This window comes from Blastocatellia bacterium (assembly GCA_035275065.1).
GTDB lineage: Bacteria > Acidobacteriota > Blastocatellia > UBA7656 > UBA7656 > DATENM01.
In genome coordinates this window covers 26,084-42,717 of sequence record DATENM010000034.1, presented here as the reverse complement: position 1 = coordinate 42,717, position 16,634 = coordinate 26,084, and the positions used below count along the sequence as shown (strand labels likewise).

Genomic DNA, 16,634 nt, shown 5'->3' with positions numbered 1-16,634 from the left:
AACTGCGACACGCTATGAGCAAGCCTCGAAACATCAGAGCGCCGCGCGGCCGCCAGCTCAATTGCAAAGGGTGGCATCAGGAAGCGGCGCTGCGCATGTTAATGAACAACCTCGACCCGGAAGTCGCCGAGCGCCCGGACGAGCTGATCGTTTATGGCGGCACGGGGCAGGCGGCGCGCGACTGGCCCGCCTTTGAAGCGATAGTCGGCAGCCTGCTAGAGCTGGAAAACGACGAGACACTGCTCGTGCAATCGGGCAAGCCGGTCGGCGTCTTTCAAACTCACGAATATGCGCCGCGCGTCTTGATCGCCAATGCCAATCTTGTCGGCCAGTGGTCGAACTGGGACGAGTTCCACAAGCTCGAACGCATGGGGCTGACGATGTACGGACAGATGACTGCCGGCTCGTGGATCTACATCGGCAGCCAGGGCATCGTCCAGGGGACCTTTGAAACTTTTGCTGCCGCCGCCAAGAAACACTTTGGCGGCACGCTCGATGGCCGCCTCGTCGTCAGCGGCGGCATGGGCGGGATGGGCGGCGCGCAACCGCTCGCGGCCACCTTGAACGGCGCGTGTTTTCTCGGCATTGACGTTGACCCGGCGCGCATCGAGAAGCGCATCAAGACGGGGTACTGCGATGTCGGGGCGACAACGCTTGATGAAGCATTGCGCCTGATTGCTGAGGCGCGAGCCAGGGGCGAAGCGGTTTCGGTCGGGCTGGTCGGCAATTGCGCGGATGTGCTGCCTGAGCTTGCGAGGCGAGGCATCGTCCCCGACATACTGACCGACCAGACGAGTGCCCATGACGCTTTGAACGGCTATGTGCCGAACGGCATGACGCTCGTAGAAGCCGACGAGTTACGCCAAGCGAATCCCCAGGAATACGTCGCCCGCTCGACCGAGACGATGGCCACGCATGTCCGCGCTATGCTCGACCTGAAACGCATGGGCGCCGTGACGTTCGATTATGGCAACAACATACGCGCTCAAGCTAAACAGGCGGGCGTTGATAACGCGTTCGAGATTCCGGGGTTTGTGCCGGAATACATTCGCCCTTTGTTTTGCGAAGGGCGCGGGCCATTTCGCTGGGTGGCGCTTTCGGGCAATCCCCAGGACATCCACCTGACCGATCAACTGGCGATGGAGTTGTTTCCAGATGACGAAGTGCTGTCGCGCTGGCTGCGATTGGCGAAAGACCGCGTGCAGTTCCAAGGTCTGCCGGCGCGCATCTGCTGGCTCGGTTACGGCGAGCGCGCCGAGTTCGGCGAAGCCATGAACGACATGGTGCGGACGGGCAGGCTCGAAGCTCCCATCGTCATCGGGCGCGATCATCTGGACACCGGCTCAGTCGCCTCGCCTTATCGCGAGACCGAAGGGATGCGCGACGGCTCGGACGCGATAGCCGACTGGCCCTTGTTGAACGCGTTGCTCAACACGGCGTCGGGCGCGTCATGGGTTTCGATTCATAATGGCGGCGGCGTCGGCATCGGCTATTCGCTACACGCCGGCCAGGTGAGCGTCGCCGACGGCACGGCAGACGGCGCGCGGCGCTTGCACCGCGTCTTGACCAACGATCCAGGCATCGGCGTTGCTCGCCATGTTGACGCCGGCTATGAAGCAGCGACGCGCACCGCGAAAGAGAAGGGCATCAAGGTTCCCGGCCTCGAACCTTCAGAGCGGCGCGCAGATTCGTGACCGTCGTGGAAAAAGAAGGCGGCGCGCGCAGGCCGGTGGATTGGAGCCGGGCAGGAATTCTGCCGAACATTCTGTGCAGAGTCTAACTTAGGAGGAGCGAAAATGTCTGAACCTCAAGATAGAAAAGACCCCGACCGGAAAGAGAATCAACAAGCCGATCTCAACCCTGTCGAGCCGGACGGCAGCGATGTCGTCAGCGGCGGCCCGGGCAGGGCCAGCGGCAGCAGTGACGCTGTCAGCAGTAGCGACCTCGGCCCCGACACCGGCACGGCTCCGCATCAGCCCGAAGGCGGTGGCGAAGTCTACTAGCGCGGTTATCAATCGGCTGTAGCGCCATCTGTCAGATTGCGCAGCGCCTCGCGCAAGCTAACCGCCTTGCGCTACGGGCACATGCCGCTGCCGCTTGAAGTGAAGCGGCTCACTTCGATTTGCGACAGTAGGCACGGATAAAGAACGTCCGGTCGCCGATCTGTAAATCGGGATTCTTATCCGGGCCGAACATGGCGCATGGCTCATAGTTCGCTTCGACCCACTGCATCAAACTCTGGCAGTAATCGCGCCCGAAGACGGCGGCACCAAACTCCGACGTTAGGCGGTTGGTTAACAAGACCAGCTTCGTGTCCGAATCGCGCAACTGGCGAATGGCGCGCGCTTCTCCTGCCTCATCTAAGAAACCCGGCGTCGTGATCTCTTCGCGCAAAGGGTTCCGCCGCCCGCTGAAGAAATCGAGCGAAGTGCCTTCAGGCATCACCGCGATGGCATCCGCGGGCGAGGTGGTCTGCTCGATGTAGCTGAGGGCTTCATTCCACGCCTGCCCGATGTCCGGCACGGCGATGATCGTCCCGCGCGCCGTGGCGATGGTCGTTGTGTTGCGGCTGCGGAAGCGGTGCGCCAACAACCCTGCGGTTACCGCGATGTCAGCGAGAATCAAGCCAATGGCGAGGCTGCGCGCCAGTTGCCGCGCCCGCCGGTCTTTGAAGATCGCTCCAAACGGCTGTGCCCAGCCATAGGTGAACATGATGACAGAGGCGGGCATCAAGTAAGAGCTATACGCGCCGCCACTGCGAACGCGCAGGATGACGCGCGCCAGGCTCGCCAGCGCGTAGACGGCGCAGACGATCAAGATGATGGTCTGCGGGCTCGCCGATGCTGTCATTGCCGACTTCTGAAAGCGTATCAGCATGATGACGAGAAAGATGGCGAGCAACAGCGGCATCGCCAGATAAGGCCCCTTGTCCCAATCCAGGTTAGCCACAAGCGGCAGCAGCAGCAGTGCTGTCGCCGAAGCGCCGAGCAGCCCCCACAGTTGCATCGGACTGGCGCGGCCCGTGTCCGTGACTCGCGCCTTCGGTAAAGCCACATGACTGGCCTGGGACTCACGTCTCATGCGCGTGATGATCCAACTGATGGCCGCGATCATCGCCGCAAGCCCCGCAAGCTTGAGCGTCGCCCCGAGCATCTGCATCACCGACTCGATGGGCCGGTCGAAACCCGACACACGCTTGTTGAAGTAGACCAGCTCGGGCGCGAGGTTGCGCAGAAAAAGCCAGCTTTCCGCCGACAGGGTGTGCCAGCCGACGCGCGTCGCAAAGAAGGCGTAAACGCCGACGGTCAACACCAGCGCAGGGGCGAGGAAGATCGCCGCGAGCCTTGCGCTGCGCCAGAGATTCGGATAGGCGACAAGCACAGCCGCCGTCACCCCTGCGGCCAGCGCCGCAAGCCCCATCTCCGTCTTCGCCAATGTCGCCAGGCCGGCAAGCAGGCCGGCGCACAGGAAGGCCATCGTCAACCGACGACCGACGACCGATGGTCGCCGAGGAGGACTCTCGTTTGACGCTTTACATTGAGAGTGGCCGCGCAGCGTGGCGACCAGCAACGCCAGGGTTGCCAGTCCGAGCGCCGAGCCATGCAACGCGCCGTACGAGTAGGGAAGAATGTAATTGCCGGCTTGCTTGAAGGCGCAAAGCCACATCACGCTCAAGGTCGCGGCGGCGGCGGCGCTCGGACTCATCAGTTGTCGCGCCAGCCAGTAAACCAGCGCCAGGATCAACATCGCCGTGATGATGCCATCGGCATACAACACGTTAAGCGACGGCCCGAAGAGGCGGAAAAGCGCCGCGTGCAGGTAGGGTGAAAGCGGCCCGTAAATATGCCGGACATCGGAATAGAGCATCTCGCCGCCGGCCAGGCGCAGCGGCTGATTCATCTCGCGCCCACAATCAACCAGCGGGTTGCCCCACCGTTGCCACGAGACTGCGAGGCCAAAGGCGAATGATGCTGCGATCAGCGCAACCCAAAACAGATCGCGCTTGTTCTTTAGTAGTGTCACGGTGAAGCGGGATTATAGGCGAATCCGGCGGCGTGTGACAAATGACGCGCAGAGAATTAACCGCCAAGACGCAAAGGACGCAAAGAGGACCTGAAGCACTCTGTCTTTTCTTGGCGGTCTTGGCGTCTTGGCGGTTCAAGTCCTGCGAATATTGAGACAACCGCGGTTGTGTGCTTCAATGGAAAAACGATGAGCAACCTCGACAGCACGAAATCATCCGAACTTTTTGCGCGCGCCGAGCGCGTGATACCGGGCGGCGTCAACAGCCCCGTGCGCGCCTTTCGCGCCGTGGGCCGCGAGCCGCTCTTCATCCGTGAAGCCGAAGGCGCGACCGTTACCGACGCCGATGGCAACCGCCTCATCGATTACGTCGGCTCGTGGGGGCCGATGCTGATGGGACACGCGCACCCGGCGATCATTGAAGCCGTGCGCGATGCCGCGTCGCGCGGCACGAGCTTTGGCGCGCCGACCGAAATCGAAATCGATCTAGCCGAAGAGATCGCCCGCGTCATGCCGTCCATCGAAAAAGTGCGCCTCGTCAGCTCAGGCACCGAAGCGACCATGAGCGCCATTCGCGTGGCGCGCGGCTATACGGGCCGCGATCTCATCGTCAAATACGAGGGCTGCTATCACGGCCACTACGATAGCCTGCTGGTGAAAGCCGGCTCCGGGCTGGCGACCTTCGGGACGCCCGACAGTGCGGGCATCCCTGCCGATTTTGCGCGCCACACGCTGGTGATTCCCTATAACGACGAAGCCGCGCTGGCCACGGCGTTTGCCGAGCGCGGCGATGAAATCGCCTGCGTCATCATCGAGCCGATTGCCGGCAACATGGGCTGCGTGCCGCCCGCCGCAGGGTATCTCGAACGCCTGCGCGAGCTGACTTCGGCGCACCGGGCGTTGCTGATCTTTGATGAAGTGATGACCGGGTTTCGCGTCGCGCACGGCGGCGCGCAATCGCTTTATGGCATCAAGCCCGACCTGACTTGCCTCGGCAAGATCATTGGCGGCGGATTGCCTGTCGGGGCCTTCGGCGGTCGCCGTGAAGTGATGGACGTGGTTGCGCCGCTCGGCCCGGTCTACCAGGCGGGAACGCTTTCGGGGAATCCGCTGGCGGTGAGCGCCGGTTTGGCGATGCTGCGATTGATCCGCGAGACCAATCCGTACGCCGAGCTTGAGCGCCGCAGCGCCCTGCTCGAACGCGGGCTGCGCGGCGCGGCGGGCGAGGCCGGCGTTGCGGCGACTGTCAATCGCGTCGGCTCAATGCTGACGGCCTTCTTCAGTGAAGCGCCGGTGACGGGCTGGGACACGGCGAAGCGGGCGGATACGGCGCGTTATGGGCGCTTCTTCCGCGCCATGCTCGAAGCCGGCATTTATCTAGCGCCGTCGCAGTTCGAATGCGCTTTTGTCAGCTCCGCGCACAGCGACGCGGATATTGAGCGCACCGTCGAAGCCGCTCGGCGTGCGATGCCGTCGTTGCGTGGTTGAGGCGCGCGGTCGGTTGATTAACTGCGTTGCGAGTAGCGATCTTTGTCCGCGTCGAGATGTCTCGTCGTCTGCTCGGTGACACTGGGCGGGGGCAGCGTATAGCCCTGCGGCTCGGGCGGCAGCTCGCCGGTCTGCCGGCGCGGCGGCATGGCATTGGTTGTCGGATGGTTCTGCAAATGCTGCATGGCGGTTCGCACGCTGACGATTTCGGCGATGCCTTTTCCGAGCAGCGAAAAGGCGGGGAAGAGCATGGCCCACCACCAGCCGCGTCCGCCGGGGCTGAAGAAGATGGCAAGCGCAACGATGAAGAAGCCGACGCCCATGAACGCATGGGTCAAGCCTTTTGCCAGGTTCGGCGGCCCTTCTTCGCGGTGGCGCCGACGCTTGCGCCGCGAATCGCGATCATCGGCCAGCTTCCCGGTCAGCGCCTGTGGCACCAGCGAGAGGTTCGAGCCACACGTCCGGCAGTAGGTCGTCCCATCGGCGTTCTGCGATCCGCAGTTCGGGCAAAACATAGCTTTCCACCTCGTCCTTTTCACCGAAGCATAAACGCAAAGACGGGACTTGGCAATCAGCGAAGAACCCTGCAACTAATTCGGGCTGACGAAGACCAGCTCGACGCGCCGGTTTGCGGCTCTCGCCGCAAGCGTGCGCTGAGTTGACACAGGCATCGTCGCGCCCCTTGATTCAACTTTGTAATTTGCGCTCGGCAACCCGAATGCCGCCAGGTAATCGGCAACCGCCTGGGCGCGCGCCATTGCAAATTCGTCCGCATTCGCCCGCTGGTCGGCGTGGCCTTCGATGGTGAACACGGCGATCTCTTTGTGTGCCGCCAGCGCCTGGCCGAGCGCCTCCATCTTGGCTTTGGCGCGCAGGTGCAGCGTCGGCTGGTTGGTGATGAACAGGGTGTCGGGAATGACGGCGACAAAACCGTTAGCGTTCGGCTTAATCGTCAGGATGCCGCCGACCGAAGCGCGCAACTCTTCAAAGCTGCGACGGCGGGCCTCGACAGTGCGGCGTTCGCGCTCGGCATGTTCGATGGCATCAAGGCGCGAGGTGTTCTCGTTGAGCTTCGCGGATGCCGCGGAGTTTTGTGACTGCAACTCCTGAATCTTCGCCTGCGAATCGTTCAGGCTCTGCGTCAGACGGTCAACCTCTGCGCGCAGCCGGTCGTTCTCCGAGCGGAGCTGGCGATTCTCTGCGCGCGCTTCGGCGCCGTCGCGCATGGCGCGATCCAGTTGATTGCCGATATCTGTACGCGCCAGCTCGGCGGCTTTGAGCCGCGCTTCCGTATCCGAGAGCCTTTCGCCGAGGTCGGTGGCGGTGGCGGTGGCTTTGCGGACTTCGGCATCGCGGCGGGCAATCTCAGCGCGGCGCTCGGCGGCGACGGCGCGCTCTTCGGAAACTTCGCGGGCGCGCTCGGCCAGCGAGATCGAATCGCGTGACACGCGGCCCGTCTCGTGAACATTGGCGCCGCGGCGGTAGAGGTCTTCGGCCTGGCCGAGCAGGTTGACGGCCTGGTTAAAATCTTCCGGCGCATATCGCTCGGCATCTGCCAGCCGGGCAATCTGCACGGCGCGGCGCGCTTGCAACAGCTCAACCGGGGTTTTGTTGTAAGCGCGCTCGGCGACTTCGGGTACGGTGTTGTCTTTATAAAAGTTGCCGGCGTCGCCTGTAAAATAGACTTCAGAGGTTTGCACCTGAACCTTGGCGGTCGAAGGCGCAAGGTTTTCCAGCACCACCTGGCGTGACGGCAGCTTGACCAGATAATGCGGCTCGGCGGTGATGATCATCGCAAAGGTCTGATAGGGCGTCGCCGCTTTCAAGCGCGCCGAGCTGCCCGACAGTCGGAACTCGCCGAGGTTATCAATCTGCCCGGCAGGTGTGATAGCCCACAGCACGTAGGTCGTATAGTCTGCGCCGTAATTGAACGCGGGAATCATGTTCTCAATCGTAATGTCGATCTCGCTTTCGTTGCGCTTGCGCCAGCGCTCGACGGTCGCTTCGCCGTGCGCGGTCGGGCGCAGGGTGGTTCCTGCAAAGCGCACGGTCACGGGGTCTTTGAAATAGGTAATGGCGATGGTGCGGCGGCGCAGGTCGCCTTGTGCTTGACCGATGATCGAGATGGATAGCGAAAAGGCGATGAGCAAAGCGATAGAGAAGGGAAGGAGCATGGTTTTCTTCATAAGAACGATTCCTCTCGCGTCGAGTTGGCGCAGCCGCTATGCCGGGTCGGTTCGGGGCACGCGGCGGCTGCCTGACTTAAACGCTGATCCGGTTGCGAGGTTTCACCAGAGCCATTTTAGCAAGTGGGGATGGCGGGCGACAAGAAGGGATGGTTTCAGGCCAGGGCCTATTCATTCTCGAATAACCATTGGGGATGAACCGCCAAGACGCCAAGACCGCCAAGAAAAGCTCGGCGTTCTCTTGGCGTCCTTGGCGTCTTGGCGGTTTAAGCCCGGAGAATGAATAGACCCTGGGTTTCAGGCCAGCACATGGCTGAGGGTGGCGTTGATGTCGTCAAAGCGAATCGGTTTGCTGATGATGTCGTTGACCAGCCGGTAACGCCGGTGGTCGCCTTCGGCCTGTACGGCGTAGCCCGTGACCATAACGATTTTCAGTTGCGGCCAGCGGCGGCGTATCTCTTCGGCCAGCGCCCAGCCATCAACGTCCGGCATAGACAGGTCTGTGAAGACCAGGTCGAAGGCTTCGCGCTCAAGCCGGCCAAGCGCGTCACGTCCGTTGGCCGCAAAATCCGCCGCGTGCCCCGCCAGCTTCAGCATCCCGACCAGCACGTCACGTACACGGTCGTCGTCGTCTACGACCAGCACCCGCGCCGTTTTCGCCATGATGCTATCGGAGATGCTGGCGACGCCGTTGACGGCCCGGCTCGATGGCAGCGAGATGGTGAAGGTGGTGCCGCGCCCAGGGATGCTGCGGACGTCAACCTCGCCGCCGTGACGCTCGATAATGCTGTAGCTGACAGCAAGGCCGAGCCCCATGCCGGTGACCCCTTTGGTGGTGAAGAACGGCTCGAAGATGCGCTGGCGCACATCGCGCGTCATGCCGACGCCGTTATCACTGAAGGAAACGCGCACGAAGCCATTCTTATGCTTCGACGAGATACGCAGTCGCCCGCCCTGCGGCATGGCGTCGAGCGCGTTGAGAATGATGTTAACGAAGACTTCGCGCAGCTCAGAGGCCGTGCCGCGCACCATCGGTACGTTGTTCAGGTCGAGCGCGACCTCGTAAGTCAGGCCGCGCGCCTGTGCTTCGTGCTGCCAGCGCGCCCGCGTCAGGGTCGTCGAATCCTGAAGCAGCTGGTTGACGTCAAAGCTTTCGTATACTTCATCGCTCGGTTGCAGGCCGAAGCCCTGGATGCGCTTGACGGTCTGCGCCCCATCCAACGCGGCCTTCTCGATGATGTCGAGGCGGGCAATCAAGTGCTCGTCCGACCACTCGCGCTTCAACAACTGGGCGTGTCCGAGGATGGCCGCGAGAATGTTATTGAAGTTGTGGGCGACGCCCGATGCCAGTTGCCCGAGCGCCCGCAGCTTGTCGGCCTGTGCGGCGCGCTCCGAGGCGACGCGCTCTTCAGTGATGTCGCGGGCGATGGCCAGGACGCTGGTGACGCCGCCCTCATCGTAGATCGGCGTTAAGGTCATTAACATTAGCCGCGATTCGCTGTTGCGGCGGAATGTGCGAATCTCAAATGACTGCGCCGCGCCGGCTATCGCCCGGCGGAAACGCTCGGCGATCAGCGGCTTTTCGCTCTCCGGCACGCAATCGAGATAGGTGATCGATTTCAGTGTGTCACGCGAAAAGCCCGACTGCCGGATCAACTGCTCGTTGAACCAGATGAAGCGCCCGTTGGGTGAAAGCGCGAAGATCGAATCGTTGGCGTGCTCGATGAGCTTGACCAGGAAGTTACGCTGCTCGCGCGCCACCGCCTCGGCGGCGCGTAGCTCGGAGAGCTCGCGCACGATGCACACAGCGCCGCGTGGCGCCGCCCCCTCTTCTCCGTCAATCTGGCTCTCGAAGCTGGTTCCGAGCGGCGCGATGGTAACCAGCACGGGGCGTTTCAGGCGTTCGGGGATCAGCTCGTAGGTGTGCGGGCGGTTCGTCTGTAGCACCTGCGAGACGCGGCAGACTTCGCCTTCGGAGCCCTGCAACAGGTCGCAGCAGCGGCAGCCGATCAGCTCGCTGACGCTCGCGCCTTCGAGCGCCGCGGCGGTCTGGTTGACGCGCCGTAGCGTGCCGTTCTCATCGAAGATGAACACGCCATCGGTGAGCGCATCAAACGTCGCTTCCCATTCGAACTTGCCTTGCGATACCAAGTCGAACAGCTCTGCGCGCTGCAAGGCGACGCGCACTTGATTGGCGACGGCACGCAACAACTCGACCTCTTCATCCGTCCAGCGGCGCGGGCCTGTGCGCATGAGGGCGCTGATCGTTAAATGCGATTCGCCGTCGAAACCAATGTGCAGGCTGACGAAACTGCGCGTCCCCACCTTCTTCAACAGGGCGCTGGCCGCGGGCGTCAAGCGAAGGTCATTCTCCGCATCATCGCAGCGCATCACGTCACCGTCGAGCAAGCCTTTAAAGTCACCCGTGTCAGCATCTCGATATGTGCGCCGCGAGCGGGTGACTTTGCCTTCGTTAAACTCGCATTCGTTGATCCAGGTCTGACTCTCTTCCTGGCGGCGCGTGATCGTCACGCGGTCAACGGAAAGATGTTTACCGAGTTGCTCGGCGACGATGGGGAAGATTTCGTCCAGGCGATTCGACTGATTGATGCCATGAATAATCTGCGTGACGAGTGCGGCGCGCGTCGCCGATTCGCGGACTTCCTTGTACAGCTCGGACTGCCGCAAGGCGACAGCGGCTTGTTCGGCGACCGACTGCGCGATAGCAATCTCGCTCGCCGTCCACTGGTGCTGATGCTCGCAATGCAGAATGCTGAAGACGCCAATTGGGCGACCGCCAGAGCGAATCGATGCGAACATAATCGATTTCACTTCGGACTCACGATACTGGCGGTGCGCCGCCACCAGTCGCGGATCATTGAACGGGTCTCCAACGACCACCGGCGTGTCGGCAGTCAGTAGCGTTTGCAGCATGGGATTGTTGATCGTCGGCACATGCGCGAAAGGCGCTTTGCGTTGCGTGCAACAATCGGCGACATATTCGTGAGTGATGGGAAGCGCGTCAGGCAATGGGTCGGGCAATAAGGCCAGCCGGCAGCGGCAGACGCCAAGCGCCGCGCCCAGCTCGTTGACAATGGTTTGCATCACATCGGCGTCTAGCGAGCTGTGGACCGCCGCGCTGATGCGCCGGATGAGCGCTTCGCGGCGGGCGTTCTCTTGCGCCTCATGATAAAGAGCGACGCTGTCCATCGCCGCGGACATCTGCACGGCGACCAGGCGGATTAAGCGCAGTGCTTCGTCGGTGAAATCGCGCGGCTGGTCGAACTGTTCGAGGGCCAGCACGGCGACCATCTGGCCTTTGCGCGTAATCGGCGCAAACACCAGCGCGCGCACGCCGAGGCGGACGAAGGGCGGACGGTCGTGTGGCTCGCAATCGCCGGTGTTGGGCATGACGATCAAATCGCCGGCGACAAGATTGTCATGGATTGCCTGATCACTCAGGTCGAGGACGCTGCCCATCAGACTAGGCACCAGGGCGCTCTGGCGGTATTCGGCGCGCGCCACAAGCGATTGGCTCGTCGCATCGAGGTCGGCGGTAGCGATGTCGCTATCGCCCATGAAAATGGCGATGCGCGACATATCCAGCGTTGTTCCGAGGCCGTCCACAGCAGCCTTCAGAACATCTTCCACGGAAGCGGCATTGCGGATGCCCGCGAGCAAATGATGTGTACGTTCTTCGCGCTGGACCGCCTCGCGGCCTCGTTCGAGTGATTGTTGATGGTGGAGCGCAAAGCCGATGACCGGCGCGAGCGTTCGCAAGGCATGACGCTCTGTGTCGGTTTGGCGCTGATGTTTGATTCGATAAAAGAGAACTGCGCCTAAGGTGCGCGACCCTTCGACGAATGGCGCGAAGACCATTCGCCCGCCTTTCAGGGCGGCAGGAAGGTTTTCAGAGACGTTCTGAAGGTTCGCTCTCAGCGGCGAATCCAGCTCAGCCAGATCGACTTCGATGGGTGCTCTCTCGTGCGCCAGCCGACGCGCAAGCTCGATCTCGATTGCACACAGCCGTTCGCGGGCAGCGGCATTCAATCCTGCCGCTGAATGCTCGGCGGCGCAGCTCCAATCATCCTGTTTGAGCAAGATGACCAGGCGAAGCGGCGCGAGCGTCCGGGCTAGATGGTCTGCAAGACCGGCAAGCAAGGTTTGCGAATCCGGGGACGAGCGCGCCAGCGTCACCGTGCCTTCGACCAGCGCACAATAATCCGTCTGGTGGCGTTTGCGGCCTAGTCGTTCCCACATTCGATCTAACAATATCGCTACCCTTCGTCACTTGTCCCTGGCCATTGGTCGGCTGAGAAAGAGCAAAGGACAAATGACCACGGAAAACTATGGCTATATCGCCCGGTTGCCGGTCAGCCGTGTGCCGGTAATCGTCAAGACGCTGAAGCCGATATCGGCCTCGGTCAATTGATCATCATAGGCCCGCCCCGGCTCGTTGGCTTGCTCGCGCAATTCTCTCCAGAAGCTGATCGGCTTCGACATGAAAACTTTGACGATCTCAGGGTCGAAGTGGGTGCCGGCGCAGCGCAGTAACTCTTCAACCGCGGCTTCAAATGAGCGCGCCTGATGATATGGACGATCCGAGGTGATCGCATCGACGGCATCGGCGACGGCGAAGATACGAGCGTTGATGTGAATCTGCTCGCCGCTCAGACAGTTCGGATAGCCGCTGCCGTTGTACTTCTCGTGGTGCTGGCCAACGACCGGCGCCGCGCCCTTCAGGAAATCGATGCCGCTGATGATCCGCAGCCCGTGGTTAATGTGCTCGCGCATCTCCACCCACTCGTCGGCGGTCAGCGGGCCGCGCTTGAGCAGGATCGAATCGCGCACGCCGATCTTGCCGATGTCGTGCAGCAGCGCCCCTTGTTCCAGCGCGATCAGCTCGCCCTGCGACAAGCCCAGCTTGCGCCCTAGCTCCAGCGAGAAGGAGACGACACGATCCGAGTGGCCTTTGGTTTCGACGTCGCGCGCTTCCAGCGCCGTCGCCAGCGCCCTGAGCGTGGCGCGATAATTCAGGAAGAGTTTTTCGAGCGCCTGATTGAGGTTGGCATTCGCAGCAGTCAATTCGTTGGTTCGCACCTGGACGAGCTCTTGCAGGTGTTGCTCGTAAAGGTGATTGGTTTTCAACAATCGCTGGTGGCGCAGCGCGCGCGCGACGGCGGCCTCGACTTCCGCGAGGTCGAACGGCTTGGTGACGTAATCATACGCGCCGCGCCGCATCGCCTCGATGGCGCTCTGAATGTTGAGGTTGCCGCTGATCAGCACGACGACGGTGTGACGGTTGAGGCGCGTGATTTCGCTGAGCAGCTCAAGCCCGCTCATTCCGGGCATGATGATGTCCGACAGCACTAAATCATAAGTTTCGGATTTGAGTCGTTCGAGCGCGTCGAGCGCGCTGGTCGCGGTGTTGCAATCGTAGCGTTTGGCGAGCAGTGTATAGAGCACGCTCAACACATAGGGCTCATCATCGATGATGAGGATGCGCCCGGGCGCTCCAGAGTCGAGACTTAGCGGCATATCGGCTGGGTCGGCCATTACCTGCACCTCCGTCCAAGAATCACCGTGTCCACTTGGGGGTGAGGATCACTACTGCGTTGGTAGTGAGGGGAGGCAGCAATTTTTTGGTTCGTTATTTTTGGATGCGTCCAAAAGCCTAAGCTTTTTGGGGGTCGCGTGGATGATAGTACAGAACGCGCTTACTTGGCAACACTTTTTCTATAAATCGCAACAGGTTCGCCGCCATCGCTCTACGGCGCTGGCTCCTCGTTGTAATCGTATTTGCTGTAGCCGCCGGCGTCGCCGACGATGAAGATGAAATCCTTGCCGGCGGCCCGCACATAGGTGACGCCTTCGGGTTTCATCCGGGCGTCAAGACCGGTCTCTTCGCGCGGGCGGGCTTCCGTCTTCGACTGGTCGGCGTCGCCATTCCATTCCCAAAGTGTGAAGGCGGTTTTCTCGTGATGCTCGGGGGCGCCCGAGATAATCAGAAAAGCCTTCAGGCGGCTGTCGTATTGAATGTCGCGTATGCCCAGCCCGCCGAGTGATAATTGGATGACACTCGGCGCAGTCAGTTGCAGGCTTTCGACGGTGAAGGGCTGATTTGGGTCGGGAATCTTCAATGAAACGAGCAGCGCATTGCTGTTGACCTGCGGCGAGCGCAATCCGAGGAGCAGGCGACGCTGTAACGGGTCGGGATCACATGCGATGCCTTCGATATTCAAGCCGCCGTCCGAGGCTTTGACGTCGGCGAAGGATTTCAACTCCGGCACCTTCTGAATCAGGAACTCGCGCAGGCCGCTCATGGTCTCGGCTTTGGTGACCGTCTGCGAGGCGGCGTCAAAGGTGAAGCGTAAGAGGCCGCCTGCCTTTCCGGCGTCGACCTTGGATTGCGAGCCGATGATGTAAAAGTAGGTGCCATCGGTGGTAATGCCCTCAGCGTCTTCGACGGTGGCGCCGAGCGGGATGGTCTTTAGCTGGTCGCCCGCCTGTTGCCCTGCGGCGTCAACCTGCATCCAGAAGATTTCGCCGGGGCGGCTATCGTCAACGATCAGCACGCCATCAGTCCCAGGCACGGCGACCACGCCGGACGGCTCGAATCCAGCGGGCGCGCCGCGAAAGGCTGTGCCGCCGCCTTCTTTGATTTTCAGCTTGGCCTTGCCCTTGGAGTTGGTTTCAATCTTCGGCTGGTTGCCGCTCATCTGGCGCGAGGTGATATAAAGCGCCAGGCCGACTGAAAGTACGACGGCGAAGATTTGCGCCAGAATGCGGCTGATGCCGCTGATATAGGCTGCCTTCAGGCGCTCGTCGCTGCCTTTCTTCTTCTTCTTCTTTTTCTTGTCGCCGTCACTCTCTTTGCCCTTTTCAGCAAGCGCGGCGGGCGCTGCCGCATCCTGCCGCGGCGCGGCGAAAGCCGGCGGCGTCGGGTTATCAATGTGAGCGAAAGCCTGCGGTGAAGGCACGTTTGCCGCCGCCAGCTCGCTCTCGGCGGTCGTGTCCATGCCGGCGGCGCGGTTGCGAATCTCGGCGAGCGCCTCGGGCGAAAGCGTCGCCGTCGTATTGGCGACGGTCTGGGCGCGGTTGCGGAAGGTCAGAACAGTCTGCCCCAGTTGAATGGTGTCGCCGTGACGTAGCGTATGGGCTTGTGTGCTGAGCCTGTGGCCGTTGACGTAAGTGCCATTGCGCGAGCCGAGATCAACGATGCTATAACCGCCGTCGCGCGCCAGCAACATCGCATGGGTATTGCTGACCGTCGGGTCGTTGAGGATGACATGATTGTGCGATGCCTTACCGATCTCCAGCTCCGGCTGCGAGGCGAAGTACTCCAGGCGTTCGCCGGTCGGCAGCACGGCGATCAGTCGCGGGCCGTGCAGGCGGTCAATCAGCGCGAAGATAGCCGAAGGCGTGGCCAGACGAATCGCCAGATTGCGGCTGCCAAGCTCGCGGCGCGCGTCATCAAGGGCGGCGGAGTCGGTCGGGTCCGCGATGGCGAGGATGGTCTGCTCGCCCTCCTGGCCGATAGCCACCATCTGGCGCTGGCGCGCGAACTGCGGCGTCAGCTTGGTGGCGATGGCTTGATCCACAGGCGCTGTGGCGAGGTCAACGGTCGACAGCTTAAACGTGCTGCTCATCAGGTCGCGCAGGCTCTCTTCGCTGGCGACTCGCCCATCGATCAACGCGGCGTAGAGCCGGCGCCCTGGGCTTTCTTGTCTCAGGCGGGCGACATCGGCTGGTGAGGCAAGGCCCGCGGCGATGACGGCATTGGCGAGCGAATCTTCGGTCAGCGGCGGCGGCGCGGCCCGTTGAATGACCAGCGTGCGGTCGCTCGCCAGCGTCGTACTCGTGTCACCTGCTCCGGCCATTCGGAAGGTCAGCTTGGAAAGGCCGAGGCCGATGACGTCGCCATGTTCCAATCGCTGAGGTTGCGCGAGGCGCTGGCCATTGACGAAAGTGCCGTTGCGTGAGCCCAGGTCGCTGACGGTGTAATGCTCACCTTCAACGCGGATTACCGCATGACCGGAAGAGACCGCCGGGTCGGCAATCACCAGATCGTTGCGCGGGCCTTTGCCGATCTGTGTCTCGGCCCGGGTCAGCTCGCGTTCATAGGCGTCGCCGGTCGGCAGCAGGATGTAGAGCCGCGCGGTGGCCGCAGGCACTGAGGCGGCGGGGATGGCGGTTTCGGTGGTGGCTTCTTCATTGACGAGGCTGCCGAAAGCTTGAGTGTGCTGTGGCGCGCCCGGCGCGGCGCTAGCCATCTGCCCGCTGTTTACGACATTCGCCGAACGCCCGGAATCTTTCACTTCGGGCTCTTTGACTTCGATATTGAGGGCCGCGTAAACATCGTGCAGGTCATTGCCGCAGCGATAGCAAAACTTCTGACCTTCGCGGGCGATGGATGACTTACATTTTGGACACTCAAGCGTCATAGCGGTGGAATTCGGTGCTTAAGTAACTGATCTTGTGAATTATAGAAATTGCTGGAACCGGCGATCAAGAGCCTTATTCAGCTTGCCCGACCTCCGGCCCATGACTGGCGCAGTATAGCGGCTGACTCAGGCAAAAAGCAAGAAAGCGCCAGACGGCAAAGAGGCACTGCATTGACAGTCAAGGTGGGGCGGTCTACAATCAAGCCATTCGAATTTGGATTTGAAGGAGTTTTAGACAATGGCCGGACTTGGAATGCCTGAGTTGCTGATCATTCTCGTGATCATTCTGGTGCTGTTCGGTTCGCGGAAAATCCCCGATTTGGCGAAGGGCCTCGGTGAAGGCATTCGCAACTTCAAGACAGGGATTCGCGGCGACGACGCCCGCGAGATTGAAGAGAATCGTCGTCGCGACGAAGCCGAGCGCCGCACGACTTAAGTCAAGAAGCTGTCTCTCCCCTCAGTAGCTCACAACAACTGAATTCACTCGCCAGGT

Annotated in this window: 10 protein-coding genes; 4 read left to right on the top strand and 6 right to left on the bottom strand. The window is 61.7% G+C overall.

Going from position 1 to position 16,634, the window contains the following annotated elements; translation table 11 throughout:
- The first annotated feature begins 14 nt into the window (after positions 1-14).
- Together hutU and VJ464_06645 are read left to right on the top strand one after the other, a co-directional pair.
- On the top strand, positions 15-1,694 hold the full coding sequence (hutU, locus tag VJ464_06650) for a urocanate hydratase (GenBank protein HKQ04793.1): 1,680 nt from the start codon (positions 15-17) through the stop codon (positions 1,692-1,694).
- A 102-nt stretch (positions 1,695-1,796) separates the two neighbouring features.
- Complete coding sequence (locus VJ464_06645) at positions 1,797-2,003, top strand: hypothetical protein (GenBank protein ID HKQ04792.1); 207 nt, start codon at positions 1,797-1,799, stop codon at positions 2,001-2,003.
- Between the two features lie 109 nt (positions 2,004-2,112).
- On the opposite strand, the gene VJ464_06640 is transcribed toward VJ464_06645, so the two are convergent.
- The gene (locus VJ464_06640) at positions 2,113-3,900 is read right to left on the bottom strand and encodes a hypothetical protein (protein ID HKQ04791.1); all 1,788 of its coding nucleotides are present in this window, start codon (positions 3,898-3,900) and stop codon (positions 2,113-2,115) included.
- 312 nt (positions 3,901-4,212) lie between these two features.
- On the opposite strand from VJ464_06640, the gene hemL reads away from it, so the two are divergent.
- Positions 4,213-5,511 carry a glutamate-1-semialdehyde 2,1-aminomutase gene (gene hemL / locus VJ464_06635; protein ID HKQ04790.1) on the top strand — a complete coding sequence of 433 codons (1,299 nt, stop codon included), beginning with the start codon at positions 4,213-4,215 and terminating at the stop codon, positions 5,509-5,511.
- A 17-nt stretch (positions 5,512-5,528) separates the two neighbouring features.
- On the opposite strand, the gene VJ464_06630 is transcribed toward hemL, so the two are convergent.
- The 5 genes from VJ464_06630 to VJ464_06610 form a co-directional block, all read right to left on the bottom strand.
- Positions 5,529-6,026, bottom strand: coding sequence for a zinc ribbon domain-containing protein (locus VJ464_06630; protein HKQ04789.1), 498 nt, complete (start codon positions 6,024-6,026; stop codon positions 5,529-5,531).
- Positions 6,027-6,101: 75 nt separating this feature from the next.
- A complete protein-coding gene (locus VJ464_06625) occupies positions 6,102-7,697 on the bottom strand; it encodes an OmpA family protein (protein ID HKQ04788.1) in 1,596 nt (531 codons plus the stop codon).
- 297 nt (positions 7,698-7,994) lie between these two features.
- Positions 7,995-11,957 carry a GAF domain-containing protein gene (locus tag VJ464_06620; protein HKQ04787.1) on the bottom strand — a complete coding sequence of 1,321 codons (3,963 nt, stop codon included), beginning with the start codon at positions 11,955-11,957 and terminating at the stop codon, positions 7,995-7,997.
- A gap of 93 nt (positions 11,958-12,050) precedes the next feature.
- Complete coding sequence (locus VJ464_06615) at positions 12,051-13,253, bottom strand: HD domain-containing phosphohydrolase (protein HKQ04786.1); 1,203 nt, start codon at positions 13,251-13,253, stop codon at positions 12,051-12,053.
- A 212-nt stretch (positions 13,254-13,465) separates the two neighbouring features.
- Positions 13,466-16,141 (bottom strand): DUF3616 domain-containing protein, encoded by a 2,676-nt coding sequence (locus VJ464_06610; protein ID HKQ04785.1) that lies wholly within the window; start codon positions 16,139-16,141, stop codon positions 13,466-13,468.
- Positions 16,142-16,379: 238 nt separating this feature from the next.
- On the opposite strand from VJ464_06610, the gene tatA reads away from it, so the two are divergent.
- Positions 16,380-16,577 (top strand): twin-arginine translocase TatA/TatE family subunit, encoded by a 198-nt coding sequence (tatA, locus tag VJ464_06605; protein HKQ04784.1) that lies wholly within the window; start codon positions 16,380-16,382, stop codon positions 16,575-16,577.
- The last annotated feature ends 57 nt before the right edge of the window (positions 16,578-16,634 follow it).